This is a genomic window from Micromonospora sp. WMMB235 (assembly GCF_001855515.1).
In the GTDB taxonomy this organism is placed as follows: Bacteria; Actinomycetota; Actinomycetes; order Mycobacteriales; family Micromonosporaceae; genus Micromonospora; species Micromonospora aurantiaca.
Genome location: NZ_MDRX01000001.1, coordinates 2,594,048 through 2,620,339, shown reverse-complemented (window position 1 = coordinate 2,620,339; position 26,292 = coordinate 2,594,048). Strand labels below are relative to the sequence as shown.

Annotated in this window: 16 protein-coding genes and 1 tRNA gene; 9 read left to right on the top strand and 8 right to left on the bottom strand. The window is 67.2% G+C overall.

What is annotated here, in order from left to right; translation table 11 throughout:
* Positions 1 to 51: 51 nt before the first annotated feature.
* The gene (locus BFV98_RS10720; RefSeq protein WP_013284922.1) at positions 52 to 231 is read right to left on the bottom strand and encodes a DUF4236 domain-containing protein; all 180 of its coding nucleotides are present in this window, start codon (positions 229 to 231) and stop codon (positions 52 to 54) included.
* 373 nt (positions 232 to 604) lie between these two features.
* On the opposite strand from BFV98_RS10720, the gene BFV98_RS10715 reads away from it, so the two are divergent.
* On the top strand, positions 605 to 1,168 hold the full coding sequence (locus tag BFV98_RS10715; protein ID WP_013284923.1) for a flavin reductase family protein: 564 nt from the start codon (positions 605 to 607) through the stop codon (positions 1,166 to 1,168).
* A complete protein-coding gene (locus BFV98_RS10710) occupies positions 1,165 to 1,776 on the top strand; it encodes a malonic semialdehyde reductase (RefSeq protein ID WP_071096117.1) in 612 nt (203 codons plus the stop codon). Before BFV98_RS10715 ends, BFV98_RS10710 begins: the two co-directional genes overlap by 4 nt.
* Position 1,777: 1 nt before the next feature.
* Here BFV98_RS10710 and BFV98_RS10705 read toward each other — a convergent pair whose 3' ends face one another.
* Together BFV98_RS10705 and BFV98_RS10700 are read right to left on the bottom strand one after the other, a co-directional pair.
* Positions 1,778 to 2,233, bottom strand: a complete 456-nt coding sequence (locus BFV98_RS10705; RefSeq protein ID WP_013284925.1) for an Rrf2 family transcriptional regulator — start codon at positions 2,231 to 2,233, stop codon at positions 1,778 to 1,780.
* A gap of 7 nt (positions 2,234 to 2,240) precedes the next feature.
* The gene (locus BFV98_RS10700) at positions 2,241 to 3,158 is read right to left on the bottom strand and encodes a helix-turn-helix transcriptional regulator (RefSeq protein ID WP_013284926.1); all 918 of its coding nucleotides are present in this window, start codon (positions 3,156 to 3,158) and stop codon (positions 2,241 to 2,243) included.
* A 187-nt stretch (positions 3,159 to 3,345) separates the two neighbouring features.
* Here BFV98_RS10700 and BFV98_RS10695 point away from each other — a divergent pair, with 187 nt between their 5' ends.
* Positions 3,346 to 4,122 (top strand): glucose 1-dehydrogenase, encoded by a 777-nt coding sequence (locus BFV98_RS10695; RefSeq protein ID WP_013474586.1) that lies wholly within the window; start codon positions 3,346 to 3,348, stop codon positions 4,120 to 4,122.
* 75 nt (positions 4,123 to 4,197) lie between these two features.
* On the opposite strand, the gene BFV98_RS10690 is transcribed toward BFV98_RS10695, so the two are convergent.
* Positions 4,198 to 4,629 (bottom strand): SsgA family sporulation/cell division regulator, encoded by a 432-nt coding sequence (locus BFV98_RS10690; RefSeq protein ID WP_007457244.1) that lies wholly within the window; start codon positions 4,627 to 4,629, stop codon positions 4,198 to 4,200.
* Positions 4,630 to 4,902: 273 nt separating this feature from the next.
* Here BFV98_RS10690 and BFV98_RS10685 point away from each other — a divergent pair, with 273 nt between their 5' ends.
* Together BFV98_RS10685 and BFV98_RS10680 are read left to right on the top strand one after the other, a co-directional pair.
* On the top strand, positions 4,903 to 5,442 hold the full coding sequence (locus tag BFV98_RS10685; protein WP_176921765.1) for a TIGR02611 family protein: 540 nt from the start codon (positions 4,903 to 4,905) through the stop codon (positions 5,440 to 5,442).
* A gap of 50 nt (positions 5,443 to 5,492) precedes the next feature.
* Positions 5,493 to 5,567: transfer RNA gene (locus BFV98_RS10680), tRNA-Val, on the top strand.
* Positions 5,568 to 5,896: 329 nt separating this feature from the next.
* On the opposite strand, the gene BFV98_RS10675 is transcribed toward BFV98_RS10680, so the two are convergent.
* Entirely contained in the window at positions 5,897 to 7,558 is a 1,662-nt protein-coding gene (locus BFV98_RS10675; protein WP_071096113.1) for a UvrD-helicase domain-containing protein, read from the bottom strand.
* Entirely contained in the window at positions 7,555 to 9,390 is a 1,836-nt protein-coding gene (locus BFV98_RS10670) for a hypothetical protein (protein ID WP_218128562.1), read from the bottom strand. The genes BFV98_RS10675 and BFV98_RS10670 overlap by 4 nt, the downstream gene beginning before the upstream one ends.
* 296 nt (positions 9,391 to 9,686) lie before the next feature.
* Between BFV98_RS10670 and BFV98_RS10665 the strand changes: the two genes are divergently transcribed.
* A complete protein-coding gene (locus tag BFV98_RS10665; RefSeq protein WP_071096112.1) occupies positions 9,687 to 10,973 on the top strand; it encodes an IS256 family transposase in 1,287 nt (428 codons plus the stop codon).
* A 423-nt stretch (positions 10,974 to 11,396) separates the two neighbouring features.
* On the opposite strand, the gene BFV98_RS10660 is transcribed toward BFV98_RS10665, so the two are convergent.
* Positions 11,397 to 15,830: an FG-GAP-like repeat-containing protein gene (locus BFV98_RS10660; protein ID WP_143025324.1), complete on the bottom strand. Its 4,434-nt coding sequence runs from the start codon at positions 15,828 to 15,830 to the stop codon at positions 11,397 to 11,399.
* A gap of 267 nt (positions 15,831 to 16,097) precedes the next feature.
* On the opposite strand from BFV98_RS10660, the gene BFV98_RS10655 reads away from it, so the two are divergent.
* Positions 16,098 to 22,577 carry an RHS repeat-associated core domain-containing protein gene (locus BFV98_RS10655; RefSeq protein WP_083395365.1) on the top strand — a complete coding sequence of 2,160 codons (6,480 nt, stop codon included), beginning with the start codon at positions 16,098 to 16,100 and terminating at the stop codon, positions 22,575 to 22,577.
* Between the two features lie 27 nt (positions 22,578 to 22,604).
* Positions 22,605 to 23,360 (top strand): pentapeptide repeat-containing protein, encoded by a 756-nt coding sequence (locus BFV98_RS31880; protein WP_143025323.1) that lies wholly within the window; start codon positions 22,605 to 22,607, stop codon positions 23,358 to 23,360.
* Positions 23,361 to 24,035: 675 nt separating this feature from the next.
* Here the strand turns inward: BFV98_RS31880 and BFV98_RS10645 are convergent.
* Complete coding sequence (locus BFV98_RS10645; protein ID WP_071096104.1) at positions 24,036 to 24,431, bottom strand: hypothetical protein; 396 nt, start codon at positions 24,429 to 24,431, stop codon at positions 24,036 to 24,038.
* Positions 24,432 to 24,697: 266 nt separating this feature from the next.
* Here BFV98_RS10645 and BFV98_RS10640 point away from each other — a divergent pair, with 266 nt between their 5' ends.
* On the top strand, positions 24,698 to 26,266 hold the full coding sequence (locus BFV98_RS10640) for an ISL3 family transposase (RefSeq protein ID WP_071096103.1): 1,569 nt from the start codon (positions 24,698 to 24,700) through the stop codon (positions 26,264 to 26,266).
* Positions 26,267 to 26,292: the final 26 nt, after the last annotated feature.

Genomic DNA, 26,292 nt, shown 5'->3' with positions numbered 1-26,292 from the left:
ACGATCGGGGCGCCGGCGTTGTCGCCGGCGCCCCGATCCACGTCCGGGTGGTCAGGCCCGGGTCTTGTCCTGCTTCCAGGACAGCGGCCCCGGAAGGTCCACGCGGTGGGCGCGGGTGTTCGAGTTCCAGGACCAGCGGCCGATCTTGATGCTCCACGACGAGAAGCCGTTCTGGGTGAAGTGGAGGATCAGCGGTCCGTACTTCTTGCGCTTGCGGAACTGGACGCCCATCGGGGGTGCCTCCTTCGTCTCCCTGCCTCTGCGATCTGGAACATGCCCGGATCGACGATTCGCGAAACCATGCCCGGTCCGCTCTGGACGGTGGGACCGTCACCCGGCAAAATCTCTATCCAACGGGTAGGTGTTAAGGAGTCGTAAATGCTGGTGGTGGCGGGTAGTAACAATGCCAGCGACGAAAGTCTCACTCTTTGGAAGGGCGTTGACCGGCGCGGAGAGCGGTCGGCAGCATGAGTGCTGGTCGCCCCGCATCGCATCCCTCATCCGGGGGTATCGGGAGAGAACACCGTGCCGCCGCTGCTACCCCTGGACTGGAGGCTCTCGTGGACCGGTTGCACTCACCGTCGCGCCGACAGCTGGTGGCGTCGTGACCACCGTGGACCGGCCCGGCGCCGCCACCGTCGAGCTGCGCCCGGTCGACGTCGACTCGTTCCGCGGCCTGCTGCGCCGCCAGGCGTCCACGGTCACCGTCGTCACCACACCGGGCCTGCGCGGCAACCGGATGCGGCCGGACCTGCCGCCGGCCGGCTTCACCGCCACCTCGTTCACGTCGGTGTCGCTCGACCCGCCGCTGGTCTCGGTCTGCCTGGGCCGCGCGTCGTCGAGCTGGCCCACAGTCGAGCAGGCCGAACACGTCGCGGTGCACCTGCTCGCCTCCGGCCAGCAGGAGATCGCGCAGATCTTCGCCACCAGCGGCATCGACCGGTTCACCGCCCACCCGGGCTGGACCATCGGGCCGTTCGGCGTGCCGCTGATCGGCGACGCGCTGGCAGTGCTGCTGTGCCGGGTCGTGCGCCGGATCGAGGCGGGCGACCACACCATCCTGCTCGGCGAGCCGCTCGCGCTCGGCGCGGGTGAGGACGGCGACCCGCTGCTGCACCACCGGGGCGGCTACACCACCACGCTCGGCGACTGGCCCGAGGCGTGGTGACCGCCGCCGCCGACGACCTGATCGCGCTCGACCGGGCCGCCCAGGACCTGCTGTTCCGGGCCGCCCGCACCGCCAACGCGTTCACCGACGAGCCGGTCGCCGACGAGCAGGTCCGCGCCGTCCACGACCTGATCCGGTACGGCCCGACAGCGATGAACGCCCAGCCGCTGCGGGTGCTGCTGTTGCGCTCCGCCGAGGCCCGGGCGCGGCTGCTGCCGTACGTCAGCGTCGGCAACCGGGACAAGACGGCGACCGCGCCGCTGACCGCCGTGCTCGCCGCCGACGTGGACTGGCACGACCGGCTGCCCGAACTGTTCCCGCACCGCCCCGGCGCCCGCGACTGGTTCACCGGCGACCCGGCCGGCCGGGAGGCGCAGGCCCGGTTCAACGCCGCGCTCCAGATCGGCTACCTGCTGGTCGGCGTACGCGCCGCCGGGCTGGCCGCCGGACCGATGGCCGGATTCGACGCCGCAGGCGTGGAACGCGAGTTCTTCCCCGGAGGGCGGCACCGGGTGCTGCTGCTGATGAACATCGGCCGCCCGGCGCCGGACGCCTGGCGGGAACGGCTGCCGCGCCTGCCCTACGAGGAGGTCGTCGGCACGCTGTGAATCAGCGCGGCTCCCACGCGTCCGGCTGCGCGGTCAGCTTGCGCACGTGAGCCGGCAGCCGGCCGCTGACCAGCTCGTCCAGGCTCACCTCGTCGACCACCCGGCGCACCGACGCGCGTACCGCCACCCAGAGGCGGGGCAGGTTCTCCGCCGCCCCCTCGTACCGGGTCTCCTCGGGGCGCAGCCCGCGTACCCCCGCGAGCGGACCGTCGACGGCGCGCAACACGTGCCCGATGGTGATCTCCCGCGGCGGCCGGGCCAGCGTGTAGCCGCCCTCGGCGCCGCGCTGGGCCCGGACGACCCCGGCCCGGCGCAGGTCGGCCAGCACCGCCTCGAGGAACTTGCGCGGCATGTCCTGCTCCGCCGCGATGGCCTGGGTGGACAGCAGGGTCGGGTACGCGGTGGCCAGGCTCAGGGCTGCCCGGACCGCGTAGTCGCCGCGCGCGGAGATCTGCACGGTGCCATCATGCCTGGCCGCCCGGCACGGGGGAGTCGGCGGGCGGCCGGGGTCGCACCAGACGGACGGCCAGCGGGCGCTCGCGCTCGGCCCGGAACGTCCCCGGGCTCACCCCGACCTCGCGGGTAAAGAAGCGGCCGAAGTTCGTCGGCTCGGGAAAACCCAGCTCCCGGCCGATCGCGGCGATCGACTCGTCGGTGGCGGCGAGCAGCCGGCACGCCTGCAACGCCACCCGCTCGTCGATCACCTGTTTGGCGCTGCGGCCGGTCACCGCCAGGCAGGCCCGGGTCAGGGTACGCACCGAGCAGCCGATCTGGGCGGCGTAGTCCTCCACCCGGCGGGTGTGCCGGTAGCCGCGTTCCACCTCGCGGCACAGCCGCCGGAACGTCTCCGTCTCGGCCCGGGGCGTCGCGCCGTCGCCCGGGTGCGGCAGCAGGCTCAGCCGCAGCAGCAGCACGGCGAGCTGGTGGCGCAGCAGCGCCGCGGCGGCCGGCACCAGCGCGTGCCGGTCGGCGTCCACGGCGAGCTGGCTCACCTCGCTGATCACCGCGTCCTCGTCCTCCCCGGCGAGCTGACGGTGGGCGGGCACCGCGTCCGGGTCGACGTCGAGGCCGCGCAGCGCGTCCGGCCGCCAGCTCACCACAGTCGCGTCGAGCTGGGCGCCGACGAACCGCAGCGCCTGGCCGGGATGCGCGCGCAGCAGCGTGCCCGGACGGCAGGGGACGGGCCGGAAGTCCAGCTCGGCGGTGCCGTGGCCGTGAGTGACCAGGATCAGCAGATCGCGGTCGAGCAGGACCGGGCGGGGCCAGCCGGGCTCGGCGGCGAGGTCGCCGAGCACACCGGTGACGATCTCGTCGGTGCCGGGGCGGAACTCCGGCAGGCCGGTGCGGGTGGCCGGGGAGGGCTGACCGGTAGTGACCATCATCCCGACGGTAACCGGCCCGCGCGCACGTTGCATCTCGACGGTTTCACCCGCTCGGGCCGCTCTTGTCGGCAGCCGAGCCGGACGGTTAGGTTACCGATCGGTAAGACCCGGGCCGGCGTGCGCTCCGCACCCGGCCACGCGGCCCCGGCCGACCGGCCCGCGGCCGGAAGACGGCGATGGGATGGGCATGACGGATCTGTTCTCGGTCGACGGCAAGACGGTCCTGGTCACCGGCGGCTCACGCGGGATCGGGCTGATGATCGCGCGGGGCTTCGTCCGGGCCGGCGCCCGGGTGATCATCTCCTCGCGCAAGGCGGACGTGTGCGAGTCGGTCGCCAAGGAACTGTCCGCCGAGGGCCACTGCGAGGCGATCCCCGCCGACCTGGGCAGCGACGCGGGCGCGCTGGCGCTCGCCGAGGCCGTGCGGGAGCGCCACGACCGGCTCCACGTGCTGGTCAACAACGCCGGCGCCACCTGGGGTGCGCCGCTGGAGGAGTACCCGGAGGGCGCCTTCGACAAGCTCTGGGCTGTCAACGTCAAGGCCGTCTTCCGGCTCACCACCGCGCTGCTGCCGCAACTGCGCGCCGCAGCAGGCGCCGACGACCCGGCCCGCGTGATCAACATCGGGTCGATCGACGGCATCCGGGTGCCGTGGATGGAGGTGTACGCGTATTCGGCCACCAAGGCGGCGGTGCACATGCTCACCCGCGGCCTCGCCCACCAGCTCGCCGGCGAGCAGATCACAGTCAACGCGATCGCGCCCGGACCGTTCGAGAGCAAGATGATGGCGTTCGCGCTGGACGACCCGGACTCGCGCGCGGCCATCGAGCAGCAGGTGCCGCTGGGCCGGATCGGCCGCCCCGAGGACATGGCGGGCACCGCGATCTACCTGGCGTCGCGGGCGGGCGCATACCTGACCGGAGCGGTCATCCCGGTCGACGGCGGGATCACCACGCGCGGCTGACGCGTACCCCCGGGTTGGAGACGGGCCGGGGCCGCGCGGACTCGGCAGATCCGCGCGGCCCCGGGTGTCGCCGTGTCAGCGACCGGCCAGCAGCCGGTTCACCGCGGTGTCGACGTCCAGGTGCTCGGCCTCGCGGCCGCGTGGGACGACGACGTAGGTCCGGCGCAGGAAGCGCACCAGCACGCTGCGCGGAACCTCGAACAGGGCGTTGCCGTCCGGCGACGACAGCGCCAGCGCGACGAAGTCGCCGCGCGGGGTGGCCCACGGCCAGACCCGCACATCACCGATGCCGGCCGGCTCGTCGAGCCCGGTGACCAGCAGTTCGCGAGCGAACGACCAGCTCACCGCCTCGCCGCCGGCGGACTCGGCATGGAACAGGACATGGACCGCATACGGGTCAGCAGGGTCGTAACGCAGACTGGCACGCACCGGCAAGGCGGTGGCGTCAGGCGCGACGAGCCTTAGCGACGTCTCGACCTCTACGGTCGTCGGTCGGATGACACTCATGGACGTTCTCCCCCCGGCACCGCTGCGGAACGCGCGTGTCCCGCTTTTCCCATACTCAGGTGCTGCTCCTGGCTACGCTCCGCCATACGCTGACTTCACCCAGTGGTGGGAAGGGGTTCCGAAAGCCCCCGGGACCGCGTGGCCCCGCGTAGAATTTCCGGTTCCGCCCACTCCGTCGTTCCGCCCGGCAACGGGTGGTTCAGTCGTCGACTTACTCCGGTAACGTCCAGTCGTGAGCAGGGGTGACGGTCCCGCGCGACACTGGGGGTGGAAATGGTCACGAGGGGCTCCTCGGTGACGTCGCGGACCACGGCCGAATCGCCGAAAGGTGCGGCCCGAGCAGCCGAAAGTCGGGGGTACGAGGTGCCGGTGGAAGGGCGGTCGCAAGGCGCTCTCATGGAGCAGCGCCGGCGGCGACGGGGCTGGCGGGGACGCCTGCACACCACGCTCGACCTCATCCGTGCCAACCCCACCGGCCGCGTCGCCCTGAAGATCTTCATCGGCATCCTCGGCGCCATCGTGGTCACAGTCGGTGTCGCGCTGATCCCGCTGCCCGGGCCCGGCTGGCTGCTGGTCATCGCCGGCCTCGGCGTCTGGGCTGTCGAGTTCCACTGGGCGCGACGGCTGCTCGCGTTCACCCGCCGGCACGTCAACTCCTGGACGCGCTGGGTGAAGGACCAGTCGCTGGGCGTGCGGTTCGTGCTCGGGGCGGTCGGGCTCGCGTTCGTGTCCGTGGTGGTGTGGCTGTCGCTCAAGTACAGCTTCGGCATCGACGTGGTGGCGGAGGCGCTGCACTACCTCGCGACGCACTGAGGCCCGGTTTTTGGTCCAGGCGGGTGATCGGGTAGAGTCATGCGCGCTGAGGGCGATTAGCTCAGCGGGAGAGCGCTTCGTTCACACCGAAGAGGTCACTGGTTCGATCCCAGTATCGCCCACCATGAATATACGCAGGTAGGAAGCCCGTTACCGGAATCACCGGTAACGGGCTTCCCCGCAGTTGCCCCTTAAATTGGGAGCAGATTGGGAGCACGGCGCTTGCGCCCTTGGTTGGGCCGCCTCCCCTCATGGCCGGGCTGGCGTTGATCGGCCCTCCCGCAGCAGCAACTGGAGTTCGACAAGCCGACCCGCTCGGCCTCTGGGTTCGACGGCCAAGCCAGCTGATGCCTGGAACGCTTGTTCACGGTCCTGCTAGGTGGGGATTGTCAGCTCCTCATTGACCAGAGAGCGGGAGGCAGCAGGATCGCGGTCGCCTCAGCCGCGGGAAGGGTTATGCGGCTCCACACCGCTCGACAAGCGGCCGCCACAGCGGATGGGGAGTGGCGGGGACGATGATATGGGCATTCTGGCGGGCTCTGGTCATGACCACATAGAGGAGTTTGGAACCGGAGGGGAAGGGTTCCCCCTCGCCGCCGTGGTACTCGTCCCCCTGTAGTAGCAGGATGGTGGTGTCGGCTTCGCGGCCTTTGGTCTGGTGCAGGTTCATGACCTGGATGGGGCGGGGACGTTGGCTTCCTGCTCCTACGAGGACGCCAGCGCGCGCTGCGGCGAGTGTTTCTGCGACATCCTCGTACGGTAGTCCTGCCTGGAGCTGGCGGATCGCGGATCGGGTTTGTGGCACGGCACAGGCCCATGTCTCTTCGCCTCGGAACATGCCGACGCGGGCGTACGAGCTGGCGATGAGGTCCGCGAGCCGGGCGTACTCCGGTCCTCCTTCACAGGTGCCGGCCTGGCGCAGCTCGAGGGCCAGGGCGCGAAGGGCTGCTTCAAGAGCGAGGTTGGTCTTGTCGAGCATCTGCTGAGCGAGCGGGGCCAGTCCGCCGCCTTTGACTTTGGTATTGGCGGCGATGTAGACGGCGAGTGCGCGGCGCACGCTGGCACCGGGAATGTTGAGTGCGAACCGTAGAAGCGCGTGCTGGGCCGCGATTGCCTCGCCGTACGCCTCGGTGAAGCCGACCTGTTCGTGCGGGATACCGTGCTTGGCCAGCGTGTCGGACAGCAGGCTTGTGGCGATGATGGTGTGAGTGAAGACGTTGACGGTGTGTTGCTGGGTGCGGGCAGCGCGGATCAGCGCGACGATCCGCTCGTTGTAGTCGGTTGGAGTGCAGCGGGTGACGGTGAGACGGCCGGTGCGGACCGCCTCACCAATGGCGGGGTGGTCGAAGTTCCGTTCTCGGGCTGCGTCGGCGGCTGCGGGCAGGATCCCGGTGGGATCGCGGTGGCTGGCTGCGGGCAGCGAGAGCCTAATCGCGCCGGGAAGCGCCTCTGCCAATGCCTTGCGGCGGGCGGGGTCGGTGTTCTTCATGCCGGTGAAGATCGCCTGGTTGAGGTCGCCGAGGAAGATCCGGCGCGATTGGGGCGCGATGAGCTGGAGGAACGCCCACTCGGTGTCGTCGGTGTCTTGGAACTCGTCGCAGATGACCAGCCCGTACCTGGCCGCGTAGTAAGCCGCGATCTCTGGGATACGCAGCAGAGCACTCGCGGCCGGCATGAGCTGGCCGTAGGTGAGGCCAGCCGGACCTCCGGGAACGATCGCTTCGGCGGCGCTGAGGATCTGCTGCGGCGCTGGGTAGCCGTGGTATTGGCCGAAGTCGTTGATGACCCGCCAGGCGAAGCCGTGGAACGTCGACACGTCGATGCGGTCTAGGTATGGGCCGATGACCCCGGCGGCGCGGTCAATCACCTGCGCTACAGCGGTGCGGGAGAACGACAGGAACAGCACCCGGGCTTGCGCCGGGAGGCGTGTACGCCGCCCGGCAAGAACGGCGTCACGGCGCAAGATCGACCGGTGAGCATCAGCGCGCTGCAAAAAGTTTCCGGCGGCGGCTGCGGCGGTGCTGGTTTTACCAGTGCCTGCTCCGGCGAGCACGAGGACGACGGGCGCGGTCGAGTCGATCACCGCCTGCTGCTCGTCACTTGGCTTGTACGTCACGACGGGCCTGTCGCGCTGGACGGAATGGGCGGGATGTCGATGACCGCAGGGCCGCTGTATGAGGACGAGGCTGCGGCGGCGACATGGTTGAGCACGTCCACGATCATCGGCGGAGGAGTCTTTGTCTCCTCGACTAGCGCATCGAGGAACGGCTCGTGCAGCGACTTCTTGTGCAGCGAGCGCTTCAGGGCGTCGACGACCTTTGCGTCTGGTACGCCGTCGGCCGGGTCCTGGCTGAGGAAGGCCGTGAGGGTGGCGCTCGCCGCCCGGACCTTAACGATGTCGGCGCCGGCCAACAGCGCGCCCTCGATCGCGGTCTTCGGCGGAAGGCGCACCACCACGTCGCAGCTCGCTTCGAGTTGTTTGATGGTCTGTTCTTCGGCCTTGTCACGGTCGATCATGGCGATGACGCGGAAACCGAGGCTGCGAGCGAGGTCGGCGACGACGGGGATCTCGCCGATGCCACCGTCTTGGCCGGTTCCCGCCGCGACGAGACGCACACCCGCTGCCGAGAGCGGCGCGGCAGCGGGCAGCCGCTGCCGATCCACCGTCCCGTAGACGACGAGGTCGTGAGGGCCTTCGGTGATCGCGACCGTCGGGGAGGTTAACGCTGGCAGCAGCTGGGTGTGAAGCTGCCGCATGGCCCGGATGCCTCCCCGGTCCGATGGGCGTTTCAAGCGGTGCCAGGCCCGGTCGCCGCCGTGCCGGGTCAGCCGGACGAGTTCCTCCGGATCGAATGCTCGGGCGACCTCGGGCCGGCGCGTCGACAACCACAATTGTCCGGCGCTGGCGCGCAGCCGGGCGGCCAGGTGCTCGGCGTTAGCCGTGTCGAGCTGGTCACCGAAGTCGTCGGCGAGAATGACCGCGCCAGGCGCGGTCGCCAACATGATCGCCTCCGCGACAGCGAGCATGGCCCCAGCGGTGCTGCCATGGCTCGCCAAGGTCAATGGACCGGCAGCATCCAGGTTCAGGGTGGGTTGCAGCGACCTCAGCATCGCCTCCGCCGTGCCGTCGTCGGCGCGGAAACCCACCTGCGCGGTGTCAACCGGCGTGCCCGCGAGGCAGGCACCCACACCGCCGCTGGCCAGCGCCACGCCCACGGCTTGCGCTACCGCGTCGTGACCAGCGAGTTCCTCCGCTGCATCGGTGACACGCGCGCGGAGCACGTCAAAGGCACCTGCCGCTGCGGCTGGGTCCAGCTCGTCGATGACTCGCCGCAGCGGGGAACCCGCACGAAGCTGCAAGGGCCGCCCGGCGTTCAGCATCACGACCGGCAGAGCGCGCCGAGTCGAGGCCGGCACCCGCGTGTACTTACCCGCCGTAGGGTTCGACGCCAGCGGGTAGTAGACGAATTGTTCCAATGCCTCAACGTCGCGGTCGTACATGAGCCGGTAGGCCAGGCGGACACACCAAGGAGCGCCAGGCAGGGCCTGGTCCTCTGGCACCGCGCAGCCGTCCGGGCCACAGCGTTCCAGGAAGCCCTCGAACAGCTGCTCGAGCTCCGGGTCCAGGTCCGTCAGCGTGACCTCGACGTTCGCGTAGGGTTGCGGCTCGACCAACGAGAGGCGCTGTGCTGCAGCCGACGGCTGGCCGTCGCTGCTCTCATCCTCTGTCCCCGGCTCGACGCCAGTCGCGGCAGCGGTGACCGTCGTCTGCCACAAGTCCGACATGGTCGAACTGGTGCGCGACGACTCGGGGAGCAGTACGCGCGCGAGCGCCGAGATGACGTCCGAGCGGCCCGCACGGGGGACGCCGGACAGAACAACATGACCAGGGCACCGCAGCTCGAAGGACCTGAAGCCGCGGAAGGAGTCGATCACCAGCTTGCTCACGCGCACGTCGTATGGTCCCCGACCGTCGAGCCCGGGCGCATCCCTGAATCCGAGAATGATCTGTTTGATTGATGCAGAGGCATCCGAGCATCCACCCCCACTCGTCAACAGACTTCTCCAGCTTCCCGGTCGGATTCGGCTCCCCCCGATCGACCCCTCACCTGAAGCCCCTCGAACAACACGGCCTGATCCGGCTGGCTCCCGTGGGCCGCGAGCGGTCGATGCCGGGAGTGTGGATCTAACGGTGTTTCCGGCCTGACCTGCCGGGCGTTGTGCCTGGTGAGGAGGGCGCCGTGATGACCGCGACACTGAACGACCAGACCGGACGCAGGAAGCGGCCCGAGCCGTCGGCGGAGGCGAAGGCCGCCGCCGAGCTGGTCCGGGCAGCCAAGGAGCAAGGGCTGTCCCTGACCGGTCCGGACGGGCTGCTGAAGCAGCTGACCAAGACGGTCCTGGAGACCGCGCTGAACGAGGAGATGACCGAGCACCTCGGCTACGAGAAGCACGACCAGGCCGGTGTTGGTTCGGGCAACATCCGCAACGGCACCCGGTCGAAGACCGTGTTGACCGAGGCCAACGGGCCGGTGCAGATCGACGTGCCGCGGGACAGGGCAGGCACCTTTGAGCCGCAGATCGTGCGCAAGCGGCAGCGGCGCCTGTCAGGGGTCGACGAGGTCGTGTTGTCGCTGTATGCCAAAGGCCTGACGACCGGGGAGATCTCGGCGCACTTCGCCGAGATCTACGGGGCTTCGGTGTCAAAGGAGACGATCTCCCGGATCACCGACAAGGTCATCGAGGAGATGACCGACTGGTCCCACCGACCTCTCGACGCCATCTACGCCGCCGTGTTCATCGACGCCATCGTGGTCAAGGTGCGCGACGGGCAGGTCGCCAACCGGCCGTTCTACGCCGCGATCGGCGTCACCCTCGACGGGGAGAAGGACATCCTGGGCTTGTGGGCCGGCGCTGGCGGTGAGGGCGCGAAGTTCTGGATGAGCGTGCTGACCGACCTGCGCAACCGGGGCGTCAAAGACGTGTTCTTCCTCGTCTGTGACGGTCTCAAGGGCCTGCCCGAGGTCGTGACGAACGTGTGGCCCCAGACGGTGGTGCAGACCTGCGTGATCCACCTGATCCGCAACACCTTCCGGCTCACCTCCCGCAAGTACTGGGACGAGCTCAAGCGGGACATCAAGCCGATCTACACGGCCGTCAACGCCGACGCCGCCCGGGCGGCGTTCGACGACCTGGCCAACAAGTGGGGCGGCCGGTATCCGGCGGTGATCCGGCTGTGGGACAACGCCTGGGCCGAGTTCATCCCGTTCCTGGACTACGACCTGGAAATCCGCACAGTCATCTGCTCCACCAACGCGATCGAGTCGCTCAATGCCCGCTACCGGCGGGCGGTCAAGGCCCGCGGCCACTTCCCGAACGAGCAGGCCGCGTTGAAGTGTCTGTACCTGGTGACAAGGTCCCTGGACCCCACTGGAGCAGGCAGAACCCGATGGACGATGCGCTGGAAACCCGCGTTGAACGCCTTCGCCATCACCTTCAGCGACCGCTTCCCAGCCGCTGAAACTTACTAACCAAGATCGCCGGAAACACCGTTAGCGAGACAGCCCCTCGATGCCCGACCGCTGTTGCGGCATGGTGCCTTCTTCCTCTCGTCCTGGTGTGTCTAACCTCCATCTGGCCGTGCTGGGTCGGGGCCCGGGGACCGGGAACCGCAGGTGGCAGGAGTGGTCGGGTTGGGGGCACCTGCTCGCGGCTGGCGGTTGGGTCGGTTCGTGCGGGCTTTCTCCTTGAGCTGCTTGCGGGTTCGGCGGGCTGCGGCGAGGACGAGGCGGGCCGACGAACCGTGGGGTTCGGATCTGCCCGTTCGGGTTGTCCGTGGGCGGGTTTGGTGAATGGCAGGGAATCGGTCGAGGGGTGGCCGCGTGTTCGGCGGTCCACCCCTCGATCGTCTGGCGGGCCCCGATCTCATCGGGCGTGCCGGGTTTGAGGTTCAGTTAGAAGATGAGGTCGAATGCTGACCAGTCGGATCCGATGATGGTGTAGCTGGGTTTGAATCGGCCGGTGCCGTTGCCTTGGTAGAGGTAGAGGTCGCCGGTGGGGCTGTAGCGGCCGATGACGTCGGTGTTGCCGTCCATGTTGAAGTCGCCGACGGAGAAGATGTGGTTGAAGCTGCCCCAGTTGAAGCCGACGGTGGTGTAGCCGGAGACGATCCGTCCGCTGCCGCTTCCTCGGTAGAGGTAGAGGTCCTTGGTGGTTTTGATGCGGGCGATGATGTCGGGGTGGCCGTCGCCGTCGAAGTCGCCGGGGGAGAAGATTTTGTCGAATGCGGCGAAGCTGGAGCTGATGACGGTGGAGCCGCTTTGGACTCGTCCGTCGCCGAGGCCTTGGTAGAGGTAGAGCTCCTTGGTGGTGCTGTGGCGGGCGATGATGTCGGCGTCTCCGTCGCTGTCGAAGTCGCCGGGGGAGAAGATGGTGTCGAAGGCGGCCATGCTGGAGGTGATGACGGTGTACCCGGTTTTAAAGTTTCCTCTTCCGGTGCCTCGGTAGAGGTAGAGCTCCTTGGTGGGGGTGTAGCGGGCGATGACGTCGGTGATGCCGTCGCCGTCGAAGTCGCCGGGGGAGAAGATGATGTCGAATCCTGACCAGGCGGATCCGATGGTGGTGTAGCTGGGGTTGAACATGGCCCCGTTGCCCTTGTAGAGGAAGATGTTCTTGTTCGGGCTGTAACGGGCCATGACATCGGGGTAGCCGTCGCTGTTGAAGTCGCGTTGAGGGCCGGCTGGGATGGGTTGGGCAGGGCTGACGTTGCTCTTCCAGGCGAGGGTTTCGCTGATCTGGCCAGGGAGGTAGCCGGTGTAGCTGGCTGTTCCGTTTTTGTGCGCGCCGATGCGGAGTGGGCCGGTGGCGTTCCATCCGTTGGGGTGGACTGCGGTGGCGACGTTGACGTCGTTGACGTAGAGGCCGAGTCGTCCGGATGTGCTCTGGTAGGAGATGGTGAGGCGGGTCCAGACGCCGATTTGCACACTGCCGGCCGCGGCTGCGGCGGTGTCCCAGGTTGCGGTGGTGGCGTCGGTGCGGGGCATGCCGACTCGCCAGCTGGCGTCGGAGGCTTCGGCCCAGAGCCTGAATCCTGCGGTGTTGACGCCGTCCTGGGAGATGACGGTGCCGCCGGTGGCGTTGGGTTTGACCCAGACGTTGAGGGTGTAGTCGGCGTTGGTGGCAACGGCCGGCCCGGCCGTGGTGAGGGTGCTGTTGGTGCCGTCGAGGGTGACGTTGGGGCTGAACACGTCGCCGCTGTTCCACGCGGCGTTGCCCGCCCCGGTGGCGGGCAGGGTGCTGACGTCGTCGGTGGCGACGTTGCTGCCACTGACGGGTCCGCCGTCGGCGTTGTTGAAGGGCCAGGCGTGATCGGCAGTGATCAACGTTCGGTTGGTGGAGGCGGTGATGACTCCGACGTCGGTGGTGAGGCCGGTGACGAGCCATGGTGTCACCGTGCCGGACGCGTCGATGCTCCAAAGGTCCCCGGTGCCGTCGCCGTCGATGTCACCGCCCTGCAGGGTCAGGGACTTACCCGCGTTCCAGCTGCCGTTGAGCAGGTGCTGGGTGTAATGCAGGGTGTAGGTGCCGTCGTTGTCGTAGCGCAGGTTGTTCCAGAGGTAGAGCTTGCCGGTGGTGGCCTGCCAGAGGAACAGGCCGGTGCCGGTGGGAGTCTGGGCGGAGGTGATGGTCCAGGCGTTCCAGTCGTAGCCGCCGGTCGGGGTGGCTTGCGCGGCGAGGGTGTCGACCTGGCCGTAGCCGCCGATACCGTCGAAGTTGGGGTAGTAGTTCAGGTAATAGCCGTTGGCGTCGCCGGCGATGCCGATCAGGTCGGGGTAGGCGAGGCCGCGACCGTGGCCGGCATTGACGAGCTGTACTGGGTTGAGGCCCTGGTTGTCGATGAACGTGCCGGCGTTGATGCCGGTGTAGGTGCCGTCGAGTTGTGCCTGGATGGTGGAGCCGTCGCCGTTGCCCCGCAGGATGACCGCTTCCCCGGCGTGAGTGCCGGTGGGGTAGTAGGCGAGGACGTCCTGCAAGCCTTGGCCGCCGAACCGTCCGGACAGGATCTGCGCGCCGTTGAAGTCGGTCGGGCGTCCGGTCAGGAACACACCGTTGCCCTTGGCACCGATGTTGATGCCGATTCGGTTGACGCCGGAGATTCCGGCCCCGGCGCCGAGCCACAGGCCTGGTGCGAGGCTGTTCTTGGCGCCGGCGGTGACCAGGTCGGCGTTGCCGTCACCGGTGAAGTCGCCGTCTGCGGCGTAGGCGGCCGGTGTCGAGTTGAAGGTGACCACCGCGTTGTCGCCGATGTTGCCGCCGGGGGACAGGCTGGTGACGGTCAGGGAGTTGGTGAAGCGGGTCGGGGTGATGTTGATGGTGAGGCTGCCGTTGGTGGCGGGCAGGTTGCTGGGTGGGCCGGCGTTGAGCTGGTACAGGTAGCCGCTCGGCGTCGTTCCGGTGGTCGGCGGCGAGATGGTGATGGGAAAGGACTTGCCGATCTGGGTGCTGCCCTCGGCGGGGGTGGGCAGGTCCGGGGCGCCGGTGCGGGTGGGGTCGAACTTGAAGCTGCAGGTGCTCGACCATTCGCTGGTCTGGTTGAAGTCGGTGGCTTGGGCGCGCCAGGAGAACTGGGTGATGGCTCCGCCCGCTGCGGCGCGCAGCGTGTCGACGCTGACCTTGCGTACGGCGGTGGACCCGGAGCCGTACGTGAGCAGATTGGGGTCGGAGGTGACGAGAATGGTCCCGGGTGCGCTGGTCTTCCACAGCTCGAACCGGACGCCGAGGACCCCGCCGTTCCGGTCGGACACCGGCGCGTACAGCGTCACGTTGCCGTCGCCGATGGTGATGAGGGTGGTGCAGGAGGTGGCGGGGGAGGTGGTCAGGCCGGAGGGCTTGTTCGGCTTGTGGTTGTAGGTGATGGCCAGGGTGGGGCTGGTCTCGAGGAACTCTTTCCAGCTGAAGGTGTCGGTTTCGTCGTTGGCGCGTAGCGCGAACGTCTGGAGCTTCTTGCCTGCCGATACGTTGGCCTGGATGGTGCTCTTGACATCGAAGGCGACGCCGTTGGCGGGGCAGGAGGAGTTGTAGCCGTAGGCGACGGTCTGGTGACTGACGACGGAGCCGAGGCTCTGCCCGCTCCAGTAGTTCCAGGTGGCGTTCGACGCAGTCAGTGTCGTGGCGGGGGCGTAGAGGTCGACCCTGCGGGCGTTGCACGAGTAGGCGTACGTTTCGGTGATCTTGAGTGTGGCGGTGTTGATGGTGGCCCCGGCCAGCACCGAAGTGGAGATCGGGAAGTTGATGAACGTGCGGGACAGGATCGATCCGGCGTTGCCGACCTGCATGCGTCCGTACGGGTCGGGTGTCTTCTTCCAGTAGTTCGTGCTCGGGTACTGCTTGGCCACCGTCGTCCAGCCGTCATTGTCCGAACCGGACGACGACCAGGTGAACGTGGGATCGATGAACACCGGATATACCGTTTTCGGTCCGGTGAGCAGTGCCTTGTCCGGGGTCAGGCGGATCTTGCCGCGGGCCAGGGTGGTGCGGATCCGTGCGGTCCGCGCGGTCGGTGCGGGCCCGGCGCTGGTCGAGGTGATGCGGCTGCCGCTGCGGTCTGCCGCGGCCGTTGTCTTGCTGCTGGAGGACGGGGCTGCGGTGGTGGAGTCCCACATCAGCGGCGCCGGAGCGGTCAGGACGACCTGCCGACTGCGGTCGGTGCCGGTGATGTTGCCGGTGCTGTCCGTGGACAGGGTGATTCCGGTGGTCTTCGTGCCCATGGACAGGTTGGCGAGCGCCGGGTTGGCGGCGGCTTCGGGTGTATGAACGACGAAGACCTCGGAGAACGCGCCTCGGGCGTCGGCGGTGACCTGCAGATCCACGTCGGGCAGTACGTTGGTGTAGGTGGCGGTCGGGCCGGATACCGTCGGTTCGGGTAACGGCATCGGAGCCGTCAGCGACATCGACAAGCCCGAGTCGCCGATCGTGGCCAGCGGGCCGCTGCCGCCCCCGGACAGGCGCACCTGGCCGTAGCCGACGGCCGAGGACCAGGTGCCGTCGCTGTTGCGCACCAGTGTCGCGTCCAGCGGTTGCCACGTCTCGCCGACCCGCTTGCGCTGCGGCAGAGCCGAACGGCTGACGGTGACCGTGCCGTCCGGGTTGCCGATCACCGTTTCCGTCGCCGTAGCCGCGCCCGTTGCCTCGACCGGCTGGCCCGATGCGCGCGCCTGCGCCACGGCTTGGTCGACCGTCAACCGCCCCGACGTTACCGGCTGCGGTGGAGCCGGCAAGGGAGGCTCATCCGCCGCCGCCGGTGTGGCCGCCGCCGTCATGAGCAGGCCTGCTGCGGCCAGCACCGATATCGCGCGTGCGCGCGTGGTGCGGCCAGGAGTCGTGAGCATTCAGTCAACCGCCTTTGTTCCCCGTCGGGATCCTGTGCTTGTCGGAGGCCGACCTTAGGCGTCCTTGTGGCGGTGGGGGAACCAGTTGATCGAGGTAAATTGCGGCGTTGTCGGTGGGTGAGGTCCCTTTGGTCAAACCGGGAGAGTCTGATCGTTACCTTACCGTGATCTTGAGGGTCGTCGGGAAGTTGACCTTGCGTGCGAGAGTCCGTGCGGACGTCTCAGCCATGGATGTCCGGCGATTTCCGTTGACCGAGTGAGGTGGCGATGACTGTGCCGAGTCTTGAGCGCGCGCAGGCACGCAGGCGACTGCGCGGAGTTCTTGCTGCGTGCATCACGATGACCTGCGTCATCGCCGGGTCGTGGGTGCCCGCCTACGCCGCGCAGCAGCCGACCGCGCCGCCGAAGCCGTTCCCGGGACGCGCCGTCAAGGGTGTCAAGCCGATCCCGTCGCACTTCACCACCCCACGGAATGCGGCCAAGGGCAGCTACACGCCCACCGCGACGCGGTGGCCTGCTGCCTCCGTCGCTTCGGTGACGCTATCGGCGTCGAGCGGGGTCACCTCGACGGTCGCGCGCGCTGGGAGTGCTCCGGTGTGGGTGCGCCCGACGACCACGCGAGGTCGGTACGCGGGGCCGCCGCAAGCAGACGTTCGGGTGCTGGACCAGACAGCGGCGCAGCGGGCGGGTGTCGCCGGCGTGCTGCTGGCCGTGTATCCGCAGGGGCAGGGATCAGGCAAGGCTCGCGTCGGTGTGGATTACGCCGGCTTCGCCGAGGCATACGGCGGCAACTACGGCTCCCGACTGAGGCTGGTGCGGCTGCCGGCCTGTGCGCTGACCACACCCGAGATGGCCTCCTGCCGGGCCGCCACGCCGCTGGAGTCGACCAACGATGCGCAGGCACGCACGGTGTCGGCGGAGGTCACCCTGACGGGTGCATCCTCAAGCGACCGTACGGCGGGCGCGGCGGCGCCGATGGTGTTGGCGGTGGCCGCGGCCTCGGTTACCACCGCCAACGGGGCGGGCACCTACGCGGCCAGTGACCTGAAGCCGTCCGGGTCGTGGAGCGGCGGCGGTAGCTCCGGCGCGTTCACCTACAGCTATCCGGTCACCGTGCCCCCGGCAGCCACCGGCCTGGTGCCGGATGTGGCCCTGTCGTACAACTCCAGCAGCGTCGACGGGCAGACCGCCTCCACCCAGGCCCAAGCCTCATGGGTGGGTGACGGCTGGTCCACGCCCCAGTCCTACGTCGAGCAGTCGTTCATCTCCTGCGCTGACGACCCGGAAGGCACCGCCTCCCCGAAGAAGACCACCGACCTCTGCTACGACGGCCCGATCCTCAACATGTCGCTGAACGGTTCGACGTTCGCGCTCGTCTGGGACGCCGGCAAGCGGGTGTGGAAGCCGACGTCCGACAACGGTGAGGTCATCACCCGCGTCATGAACTCTAGCAACGGATCCGGCACCCACGACACCGACTACTGGCGCCTGACCACCCGCGACGGCACCGTCTACGAGTTCGGCCGTAACCAACTTCCGGGCTGGACGTCGGGCAAGCCGACCACGAAGTCGGTCGACACCGTGCCGGTCTACTCGCCGCACCCGTCCGGACCGTGCTATAAGTCCGCGGGGTTCACCTCGTCGGTGTGCACCATGGCACGCCGGTGGAACCTGGACTACGTCACTGACGTCCACGGCAACGCCATGGCCTACTACTACAAGCAGGCCACCAACTTCTACGGCCGCAACCAGGGCGCGACCATGGACTCCTACGTCCGGGACAGCTACCTCGAGCGCATCGATTACGGCTTCACCGCCGGCAACGCCTTCGGCACGGTCCCGAACCAGATCGTGTTCAACGTCGACGACCGGTGCCTATCAGGCACCTGTAAGCCCTTGAGCGCCGCGACCAAGGCGAACTGGCCCGACGTGCCCTTCGACCTGATCTGCGAATCCGGTGCCACCTGCTCCTCGCGAAGCCCGTCGTTCTTCTCCACCGTCCGGCTCGTCTCGATCACCACCAAGCAGTACGACACGGGCAGCGCTCAGCACGTGCCCGTCGACTCCTACGCCCTCACCCACACCATGCCGGCAACCGAGGACGGAACCTCACCGACCCTGTGGCTGGACTCGATCACCCGCACCGGAAATGACACGACCGCAGGCGGCTCGACGGCACCGATATCCCTGCCGTCGGTGTCTTTCGGCAGCATCCGGCTGCAGAACCGTGTCGCTCTCACCGATGGGTTCCCGGTGTTCAACCGGCACCGCCTTGAGAGCATCACCACCGAGACCGGCTCGGTCATCACCGTCTCCTACGAGCGGACCAAACCCTGCGCCACGCCGGTCACCCTGAACCCGGCGACGAACACGACGTCCTGCTACCCGGTCCGGTGGACCCCGGACGGTCTCACTGCACCGATCCTCGACTGGTTCAACAAGTACGCCGTCACCCGCGTCAGCGCCACCGACCCGACCGGCGGATCCGGCGGCACGTTCACCAGCTACGCCTACCCCGGCGATCTGGCGTGGCACTACGACGACAACGAACTGGTCAAGCCGAAGCACCGCACCTACGGGCAGTTCCGCGGGTACGGCACCGTCCAGACCTTCACCGGCGACGGCGTTAACGACCGGCGCACCAAGTCCACCACGGTCTACCACCGTGGCATGTCCCGCAACAACGGCGGCGCGGTCGTCACCCTGACTGACTCCACCGGCGGCACCCACGAGGACATCGACCAACTCGCCGGACAGCCCTTGGAGAACAGCCAGTACCTCGGTGAGGGCGGCGCGGTGGACAATTCCACCATCATCGCCTACTGGGTATCCGCGTCCTCAGCCACCCGCGAACGGACCGGGCTGCCGGACCTGACCGCGAACTGGGTCGCTCCCGTGCTCGTGCAGAACAGGCAAGCCGTCACCTCGGGCGGATCGACCACCTGGCGGGTGAACCAGACCGACACGAGCTACGACGCAACCGTCTCTTCACCCACCTTCGGCCTGGTCAAGGCCATCTACAGCCACACCGTCCCGGCCAACACCGCATACGACCAGTGCACTACGAACAGCTACGCGCCGGTCAACACGACCAAGAACCTGGTCGGCCTGCTCAGCGATACCGAGACCGTCTCCGTGGCCTGCGCCGGCTACACCGCCGGTACACCCGCCTCCGAACCCGGCAGCCTCAACACCCTCACCGCCCCGACGACGGTGCCCCGGCCGGCCAAGGTCGTCTCCCGCACCCGCACCTTCTACGACGACACGTCCTGGTCGACCACGTTCCCGCAGACCACATCGCCCAGCAAGGGCAACGTGACCATGACCCGGCAGGCAGCCGACTACACCGGCGGCGCCTACACATGGCAGACCACCGCCCGGGCAACCTACGACAACTACGGGCGGGCGAAGGACACCTACGACGGCAACGGCAACAAGACCACCACCACCTACACCGAGAACAGCGTCGGACTCACCACAGCGACCACCATCGCCAAGCCGCTCGGCCACAGCCAGACCACGACGATCAATCCACGCCGAGGACTGGCCGTCACCACCACCGACATCAACACCGTCGCCACCAACCAGAAGTACGACGCCCTCGGGCGGGTGACCGCCGTCTGGCTCAACTCCCGAGCCACCACCGCACCGGCGAACTACAAGTTCACCTACGACGTCTCCAAGACCGGAATCACCGCCACCACCACCGAGCGGGCCAACGACTTCAACGGCTACGTCAAGTCGATCGTCATCTACGACGCGCAGCTACGCCCTCGGCAAACCCAAACCGTCACCCCACAGGGCGGGCGGCTCATCACCGACACCTTCTACGACAGCCGGGGCTGGACTGAAGAGACCTACAACGGCTGGTGGGATCCCACTACCACGCCGACCGTCGGCAACCCGGTCACCGCACCGAAGCTCCCTTCCACGCTGCCCAGCCAAACCTTCACCACCTACGACGGCCTCGGTCGACCCGTCATCGTGAAGCAGGCCAAGGACAACCTCGTCGTCTCCAGCACCACCACCGTCTACAACGGCGACCGCACCACCGTCGTCCCGCCCCTCGGCGGCACGGTCACCACCACCGTCACCGACCCCCTTGGCCGCAAGAGCCAACTCCTCGAGTACACCAGCCGCCCGACGCTCAATACACCCGCCGACACCTTCACCGGCACCTTCACCACCACCGGCGGGACCGCCCTGACCTCGACCTACGGATACGACGGCCACGGAAACCAGTCCACCCTGACCGACAATGCCGGCAACCCCTGGACCTCCCAGTACAACCTGCTCGGCCAGATCACCAGCAAGGACGACCCTGACGCCGGTGAGACAACCGATATGACCTACGACGGCAACGGCAACCTCACCGAGTCCACCGACTCACGCAGCAAGACCGTGTCGTTCACCTACGACGCGCTCAACCGCAAAACCGCAAGCTATGCGGCCGCCGTCACCGCCCAGGCGGCGAGCAACCAGCTCACCGCCCTGTTCTACGACAACTCCAACAATGCCGTCGCCAGCATGACCAACCCGAAGGGGCAGCTCACCACCGCCACCGCCTTCTGGAACGGTCAGCCCTACACGACCCAGGCGAAGGGCTTCAACGTATTCGGCAAGCCCACCGGGCAGACCGTCACGATCCCCGAGGCCGAGGGTGGCCTCGCCGGCGACTACATCTTCAGTTACATCTACACCACTAACAACGGGCTTCCGCTCAAGACCATCTACCCGAACAGGGGTGGCCTGCCAGGCGAAACCATCCTTTACGGCTACGACGCCTTCGACCAGGTTGACCACTTCGGCGGACTCAACGGCTACCTCAACGCCGTCACCCAAGACGCTTACGGCCGCATCAACAGCCAAACTCTGGGATCTGCCCCCAACCAGGCATCCATCACCAACACCTACGACGAGCACACCGGCCGCCTCAAGCAACAACTCGTGACCCGCACGCCCACCACACCCGGCAACGTCGACCAGCAGAACTACGACTACGACCTCGTCGGCAACGTCACCCGCCACACCAGCACTCGCCTCAACGGGGCCGCAGCGGAAACCCAGTGCTACACCTACGATCAGCTCCGTCGTCTCACGGAAGCCTGGACCGCCACCGACAACTGCGCCACCACTCCCACCGGCGCCGACCACGGCATGGTCGGCAACACCATCGGCGGCAACAGCGCCTACTGGACCAGCTGGACCTTTGACAACCTCGGCAACCGTACTAGGCAAACCCAACACAACCTGGCCGGCCCTACAGACACCACCACCGACTACATCTACAACGGCAACGGTGCGGGTCAGCCCCACACCCTCACCTCTACCAACACCAGCGGTGCCAACACCGGATCCACTAGCTACCGATACGACACCGCCGGCAACATGACCACCCGGAATGCAGGCAATGGGAACCAGACCCTCGCCTGGAACAACGCCGGCCAGCTCACCTCCGTCACCGGTGCTGGCGGCACCAGCACCACCCTTTACGACGCGGCTGGCAGCTTGCTCATTCAGAAAGACCCCGGCAGCGTCACTCTCTACCTACCCAACGGTCAACAACACACCCTCAATACCGCGACCCAAGGCGTCGCTGGTGTCCGCTCATACCCGTTCCCTGGTGGCGGCACCGCCCTCCGAACCGGCACCGGCACCAACTACACCTTTGCCCTCACCGATGCCCATGGCACTCCAACCCTGTACCTCAACAACACCGCCCAAACCGCAACTTGGCGCCAGTACACCCCCAATGGTGCCCCTCGCGGTGCCACCGCCGCTTACCCCGACAACCGCGGCTTCCTCAACAAGCCCCTTAACGTCAGCACCGGACTAACGCGCCTTGGTGCGCGCGAATACGACGCTTCAATCGGCATTTTCATTTCCGTCGACCCGGTTATGAACACGGCTGACCCTCAGCAGTGGAATGGTTACGCATACTCACATCACAACCCGACAACATTTAGCGACCCTAGCGGACTCATCGACACCGACTGCCTAACTGTAAGTAGTTGCCCTGGCTATCGCATGGGAGACGAAAAGGGTAACCGTGATAGGAAGGCTAAAAGCCCTGGTTGCTGGCCGAGATGCGGCACAGGTTCGAAGGATCTGGTTCACCGCCCCACCAAGCCGAAGGTGAAGCCGTGGGAAGGGGACGGGGATCGCATCCGGCGCGAGATGGCCGAAAAGTACGGCTCATCCTGGAGTGAGCTCACGGGGCAGGATGCAAGTCCGGGTCTGCGGGAAATGATGCTCCAAGAGTATGAGGAGCGCATGTGCAAGATCTATCCGACAGACTGTCGCGACATCTCACTAGAAGTAGCGGCCGCGGTGGGTATTGTGTGGACGGTGAAGGCTGATGGATTAGCCACGCCAAACGAATCGACGAACATGGTCGCGGATGCGGCAGATCGAGCCTTGAAGAATGCGGGCAGTCCCGATGCGCTGATGAATCGGTATCTAAGTGCCGAGGAGCTCACGCTGCCGAAGCGGCGTGGTGCCTTTATGTGGCGAGTGATCTTCGGAACGGCACTGCATCGAGCCGTTGACGATGAGCTGCAGCGAGCCCACCCTGGCCGTTTCAGGTACAAAGCCAGCCATGGTGTCGATTTCACAGATACAGAAACTGGCAAGAAGGTCGAACTTACGACAGGGCTTGACGTTGCAAGGCATGTTGGGCGAGGCGGAAGCTACGTTACGTCATCCTACGTTGCCTATCAGCTTACGGTTGATATCGGCTTGCGCTAGGATGGACCTGAAGAAGGTGCTGTCTGAATGGAAGATCCGATGCCTAAGCTTTCAAGTTGCGTAACCGGGAGTCGACTTGTTGTAAGGGGTGGTGATTTTGTTGACGAAGTGATTAATGATCGGGAACTCGATGAAATCGTGATTGCAGACAGCGCCAAGTTGAATGGTATTCGATTCGACCGCCTTCGAATCGGGTACGGCAGCCTAGGTGCTGGCCGGGGTACATCGGTTTATATTAATTGCGAATTTGTCGGGTGCACCCTGAACTTTAGCTCGTTAGGTCAGGCGACATTTATTGGGTGCCGGTTTTCGCGATCCAAAATCAAGGGTTGGCTTGCACTTTCTGCCGAATTCGTGAACTGTCAGTTCAGTAGCAGATTGGAGCGAGTTGTCTTCGATGCCCGTCCATCAGTTGAGATTGAGAATCAGCACGGTCGGGCGGTGAACCGATATATCGGTAACGACTTCACAGATTCCGAGTTCGTGGATGTCTCGTTCCGGGGCGGTGTCGACTTAAGCCGGCAGGTGCTTCCGAGTTCAGGAGAGGGCTTCTACATAGTGGATGCCCTGCGTGGCTACGAGTTCGTGCTGGAAGAGCTCAGGCAGCGGAATGAATCTTGGATCAAGGATCTCGCGATCTTCGTGGATGTTCGGCTCGAAAATGCCCGCCGAGGTCAGCTCCAAGACTATGTTTCCCCAAGGGATGTCGCACGGGCGAGCACATTAGAAGAGGCGCGCTCTTTGCTTATGGGTTTGCTTGACCAAGTAAGTGAACGCGTATAGCGCTTCTAGTGAGATGCTCGCCGGATGCTCGTCGGGAACGAGCCATAGCCTGGAGCGACCAGGCCGCGGCTGAGGGCCTGACACCGCGCGCCGGGCATGCTCTGCTGTCCGGCTCGGTCATCGACTCAGCGGCGGGTTCGCAGGCCGGGAGAAGTTGCAGGGCTTGCTCAGGATCGCCTGATCTGGCGATCGACCTCGTCAGGCCGTACAGCAGTTTGGCGTCGCTGCCGCGCTCCTGAGCGATGATGGCCTCGGCTTGCGCGATCAACCGCTTCGCTGTGGCTGGGCGGTCCGCTGCCGCTGCCGCGTCGGCCGCCGAGCACCAAGCCTGGGCCGTCATGTCGGGGCTTTGAAGGCGGAGACTACTGCCTCGGTCCTGGTTACTCGCCCAACGACGCGGCTGTCCACGCGACTTCACTCAGGTCCCGGATGAGGTATTCGCGGTCACCTCGCAGATGGACCACCGCCTCGGCGAATGCCAGGACTTCCGTGGCCTGTGCGTCGTCGACACCGTCCAGGGCCGTGGCGAGACGGAGGAGGTCCCGGTGATCGTGGCTGGCCGGGCTGACGAATCGTGCGGACTCCTCAGCCTCCCGGGTCAGCTGTCGAGCCACGTCGGCCAGCCCAGGTCGGCCACGACATCCGCGGCAAAGGTGAGGTCGACGGCATGGTCGGCTAGCAAATCTTCGCCCAGTAGCCGTGGTCCGTCGCCGCGGGCGGCCGTCTCCGCCGCGCGGCCCCGGCAGTCTCTGCGGCTCGCTCACCGTCGTCGGCCGTCGCCGCTGTCCGAGCCAATTGAGCGAGCAGCCTGACCTCGTCCCTGCTCTTGGATGCGTCGAAGGCGGCGCGTGCTCGCGCCGCCAGATCCTGCGATCGGCGCTGGCCGCCCGCGCGAGCCAGCGCTTCGGCCGCGATGACCATGGCAAGGCTGTCGGGCCGGTGCTTGTCGACCGCCTCCATCGCGTCCATCCACTGACGCATCCCCGCGAGGTAGCCGACGAAGGCTGCTGACAAGCCAGCTCGGCGAAGGTCCTGGCGTACTTCTCCACGCTGCCGAATCTGCCGCTCCACGGGCGATCGTCACGTCGGGTGAAGGAAGAGCACGACATGAAAATTGTCTCGTCCAGCGACGCGTTGTGTGTCGCGATCACATCCGTGAAGGGTCGCACAGCGACTTGGTGGATTCATGATGGCCGGCGGCTGCGGCGGCGGCGCGGATGTCGGCTCCGCCTGAAAACTGACCACGTGGAACCCGCCCGGAACAGAGGGGTCAAAGTTCAGGCTCTGGCACACATTTTGTGAGTCGCGCTCGTCGGTAGTTCGGGTTGGGTGCCGGGATGGAGATCATCCCGGCGTTGCTGCCGCACCTGAGGGGTCTGCGGCTGGAAGCGGTGGTGGTCCGGGCCGTCGGGGTCAGGATCAACGCGGCGACTCAGACGGTGCGGGCACGTTGTAGCGCCTGCGGGACCTGGTCGACCACTGTGCATGGTCGCTATGTGCGGCGGCTGGCCGACGTCAGGCTGGGTGGGCACGAGGTGCTGGTCGCGTTGACGGTCCGCCGATTCACCTGCGTGGACACCGAATGCGGACGGCGGACGTTCGTCGAGCAGGTCCCCGGCCTGACTCGTCGCCATGCCCGTCACACCGTGGTGGCGGCCGGTGACCTGGAGGCCGTCGCGGTGGCGTTGGGCGGTCGACCGGGCAGCCGGCTGGCGCAGCGGTTGGCGGTATCGGTGTCCCGCTCGACGTTGATCCGGATGATCCGCCGGATGCCCGATCCGCCGCCGACGACGCCGACAGTGCTGGGCGTGGACGACTTTGCCCGCCGTCGGGGCCACCGCTACGCGACCGTGCTGCTCGACATGCACACCCGCCGCCCGATCGACGTCCTGCCCGACCGCACCGCCGACACCCTCGCCGCCTGGCTGCACGACCATCCCGGTGTTCAGATCATCTGCCGCGACCGAGGCGGCAGCTATGCCGACGGCGCCCGCAAGGGAGCACCCGACGCGATCCAGGTCGCCGACCGGTGGCACCTGCTGAAGAACCTCAGCGACACCGTCGAGAAAGTCATCCGCGGGCACCGCCGATGCCTGCGCACCCACGCCGAACCAACATCTGCCCTGGTCACGCCAGCCGACGAGCCGGGCGAGGCGGGGCGTCGGGCGGCGAACACGCGCCAACGCCACGCGGCCGTGCACGCCCTGCGAGCCGAAGGACTGTCGATCAGCGCGACCGCCCGCCGCCTTGAGATGAACGTCAGAACCGCCCGCAAGTACGCCCACGCCACTACCGCCGAGGCGTTGATCGGCCCGAACGCCAGCAGCCGACCCAGCAGCCTCACCCCGTTCCACACCTACCTTCGGCAGCGGCTCAGCGACGGCGTCCACCAGACGGCCGACTTACACGCCGAGATCCTGGCCCGCGGCTACCAGGGCAGCCTGCGCGTGCTGCGCGACTGGCTCGCCACGAACCGCAACCGACCCACCCCGCCGACTGCAGTCCGGGTTCCGTCGGCCCGACGGATCACCGCCTGGATCATGCGACCCGGCCACAAACTCACCGACGACGACCACGCTGACCTCGCCGACGCCCGCCGCCGCTGCCCGGACCTCGACACCGTCGCCGGCCTCGCCCGCAGGTTCGCCGCCCTGGTCCGCCACCAAGGCACCGGGCAGCACCTCGACGCCTGGATCGATCACGCCCGCCACGCCGGCTACCCCGAAATCCGCGGCTTCGCCGCAGGCCTCATCAGCGATCGCGACGCCGTCGTCGCCGGCCTCACCCAACCCTGGAGCTCAGGCCCGGTCGAGGGCCAGGTCAACCGCATCAAGACGATCAAGCGACAGATGTATGGCCGGGCGAACCTCGACCTCCTCCGCAAACGCGTCCTCGCCACCCCGTGAGCCACCGCCAAGATCAATCACAAAAT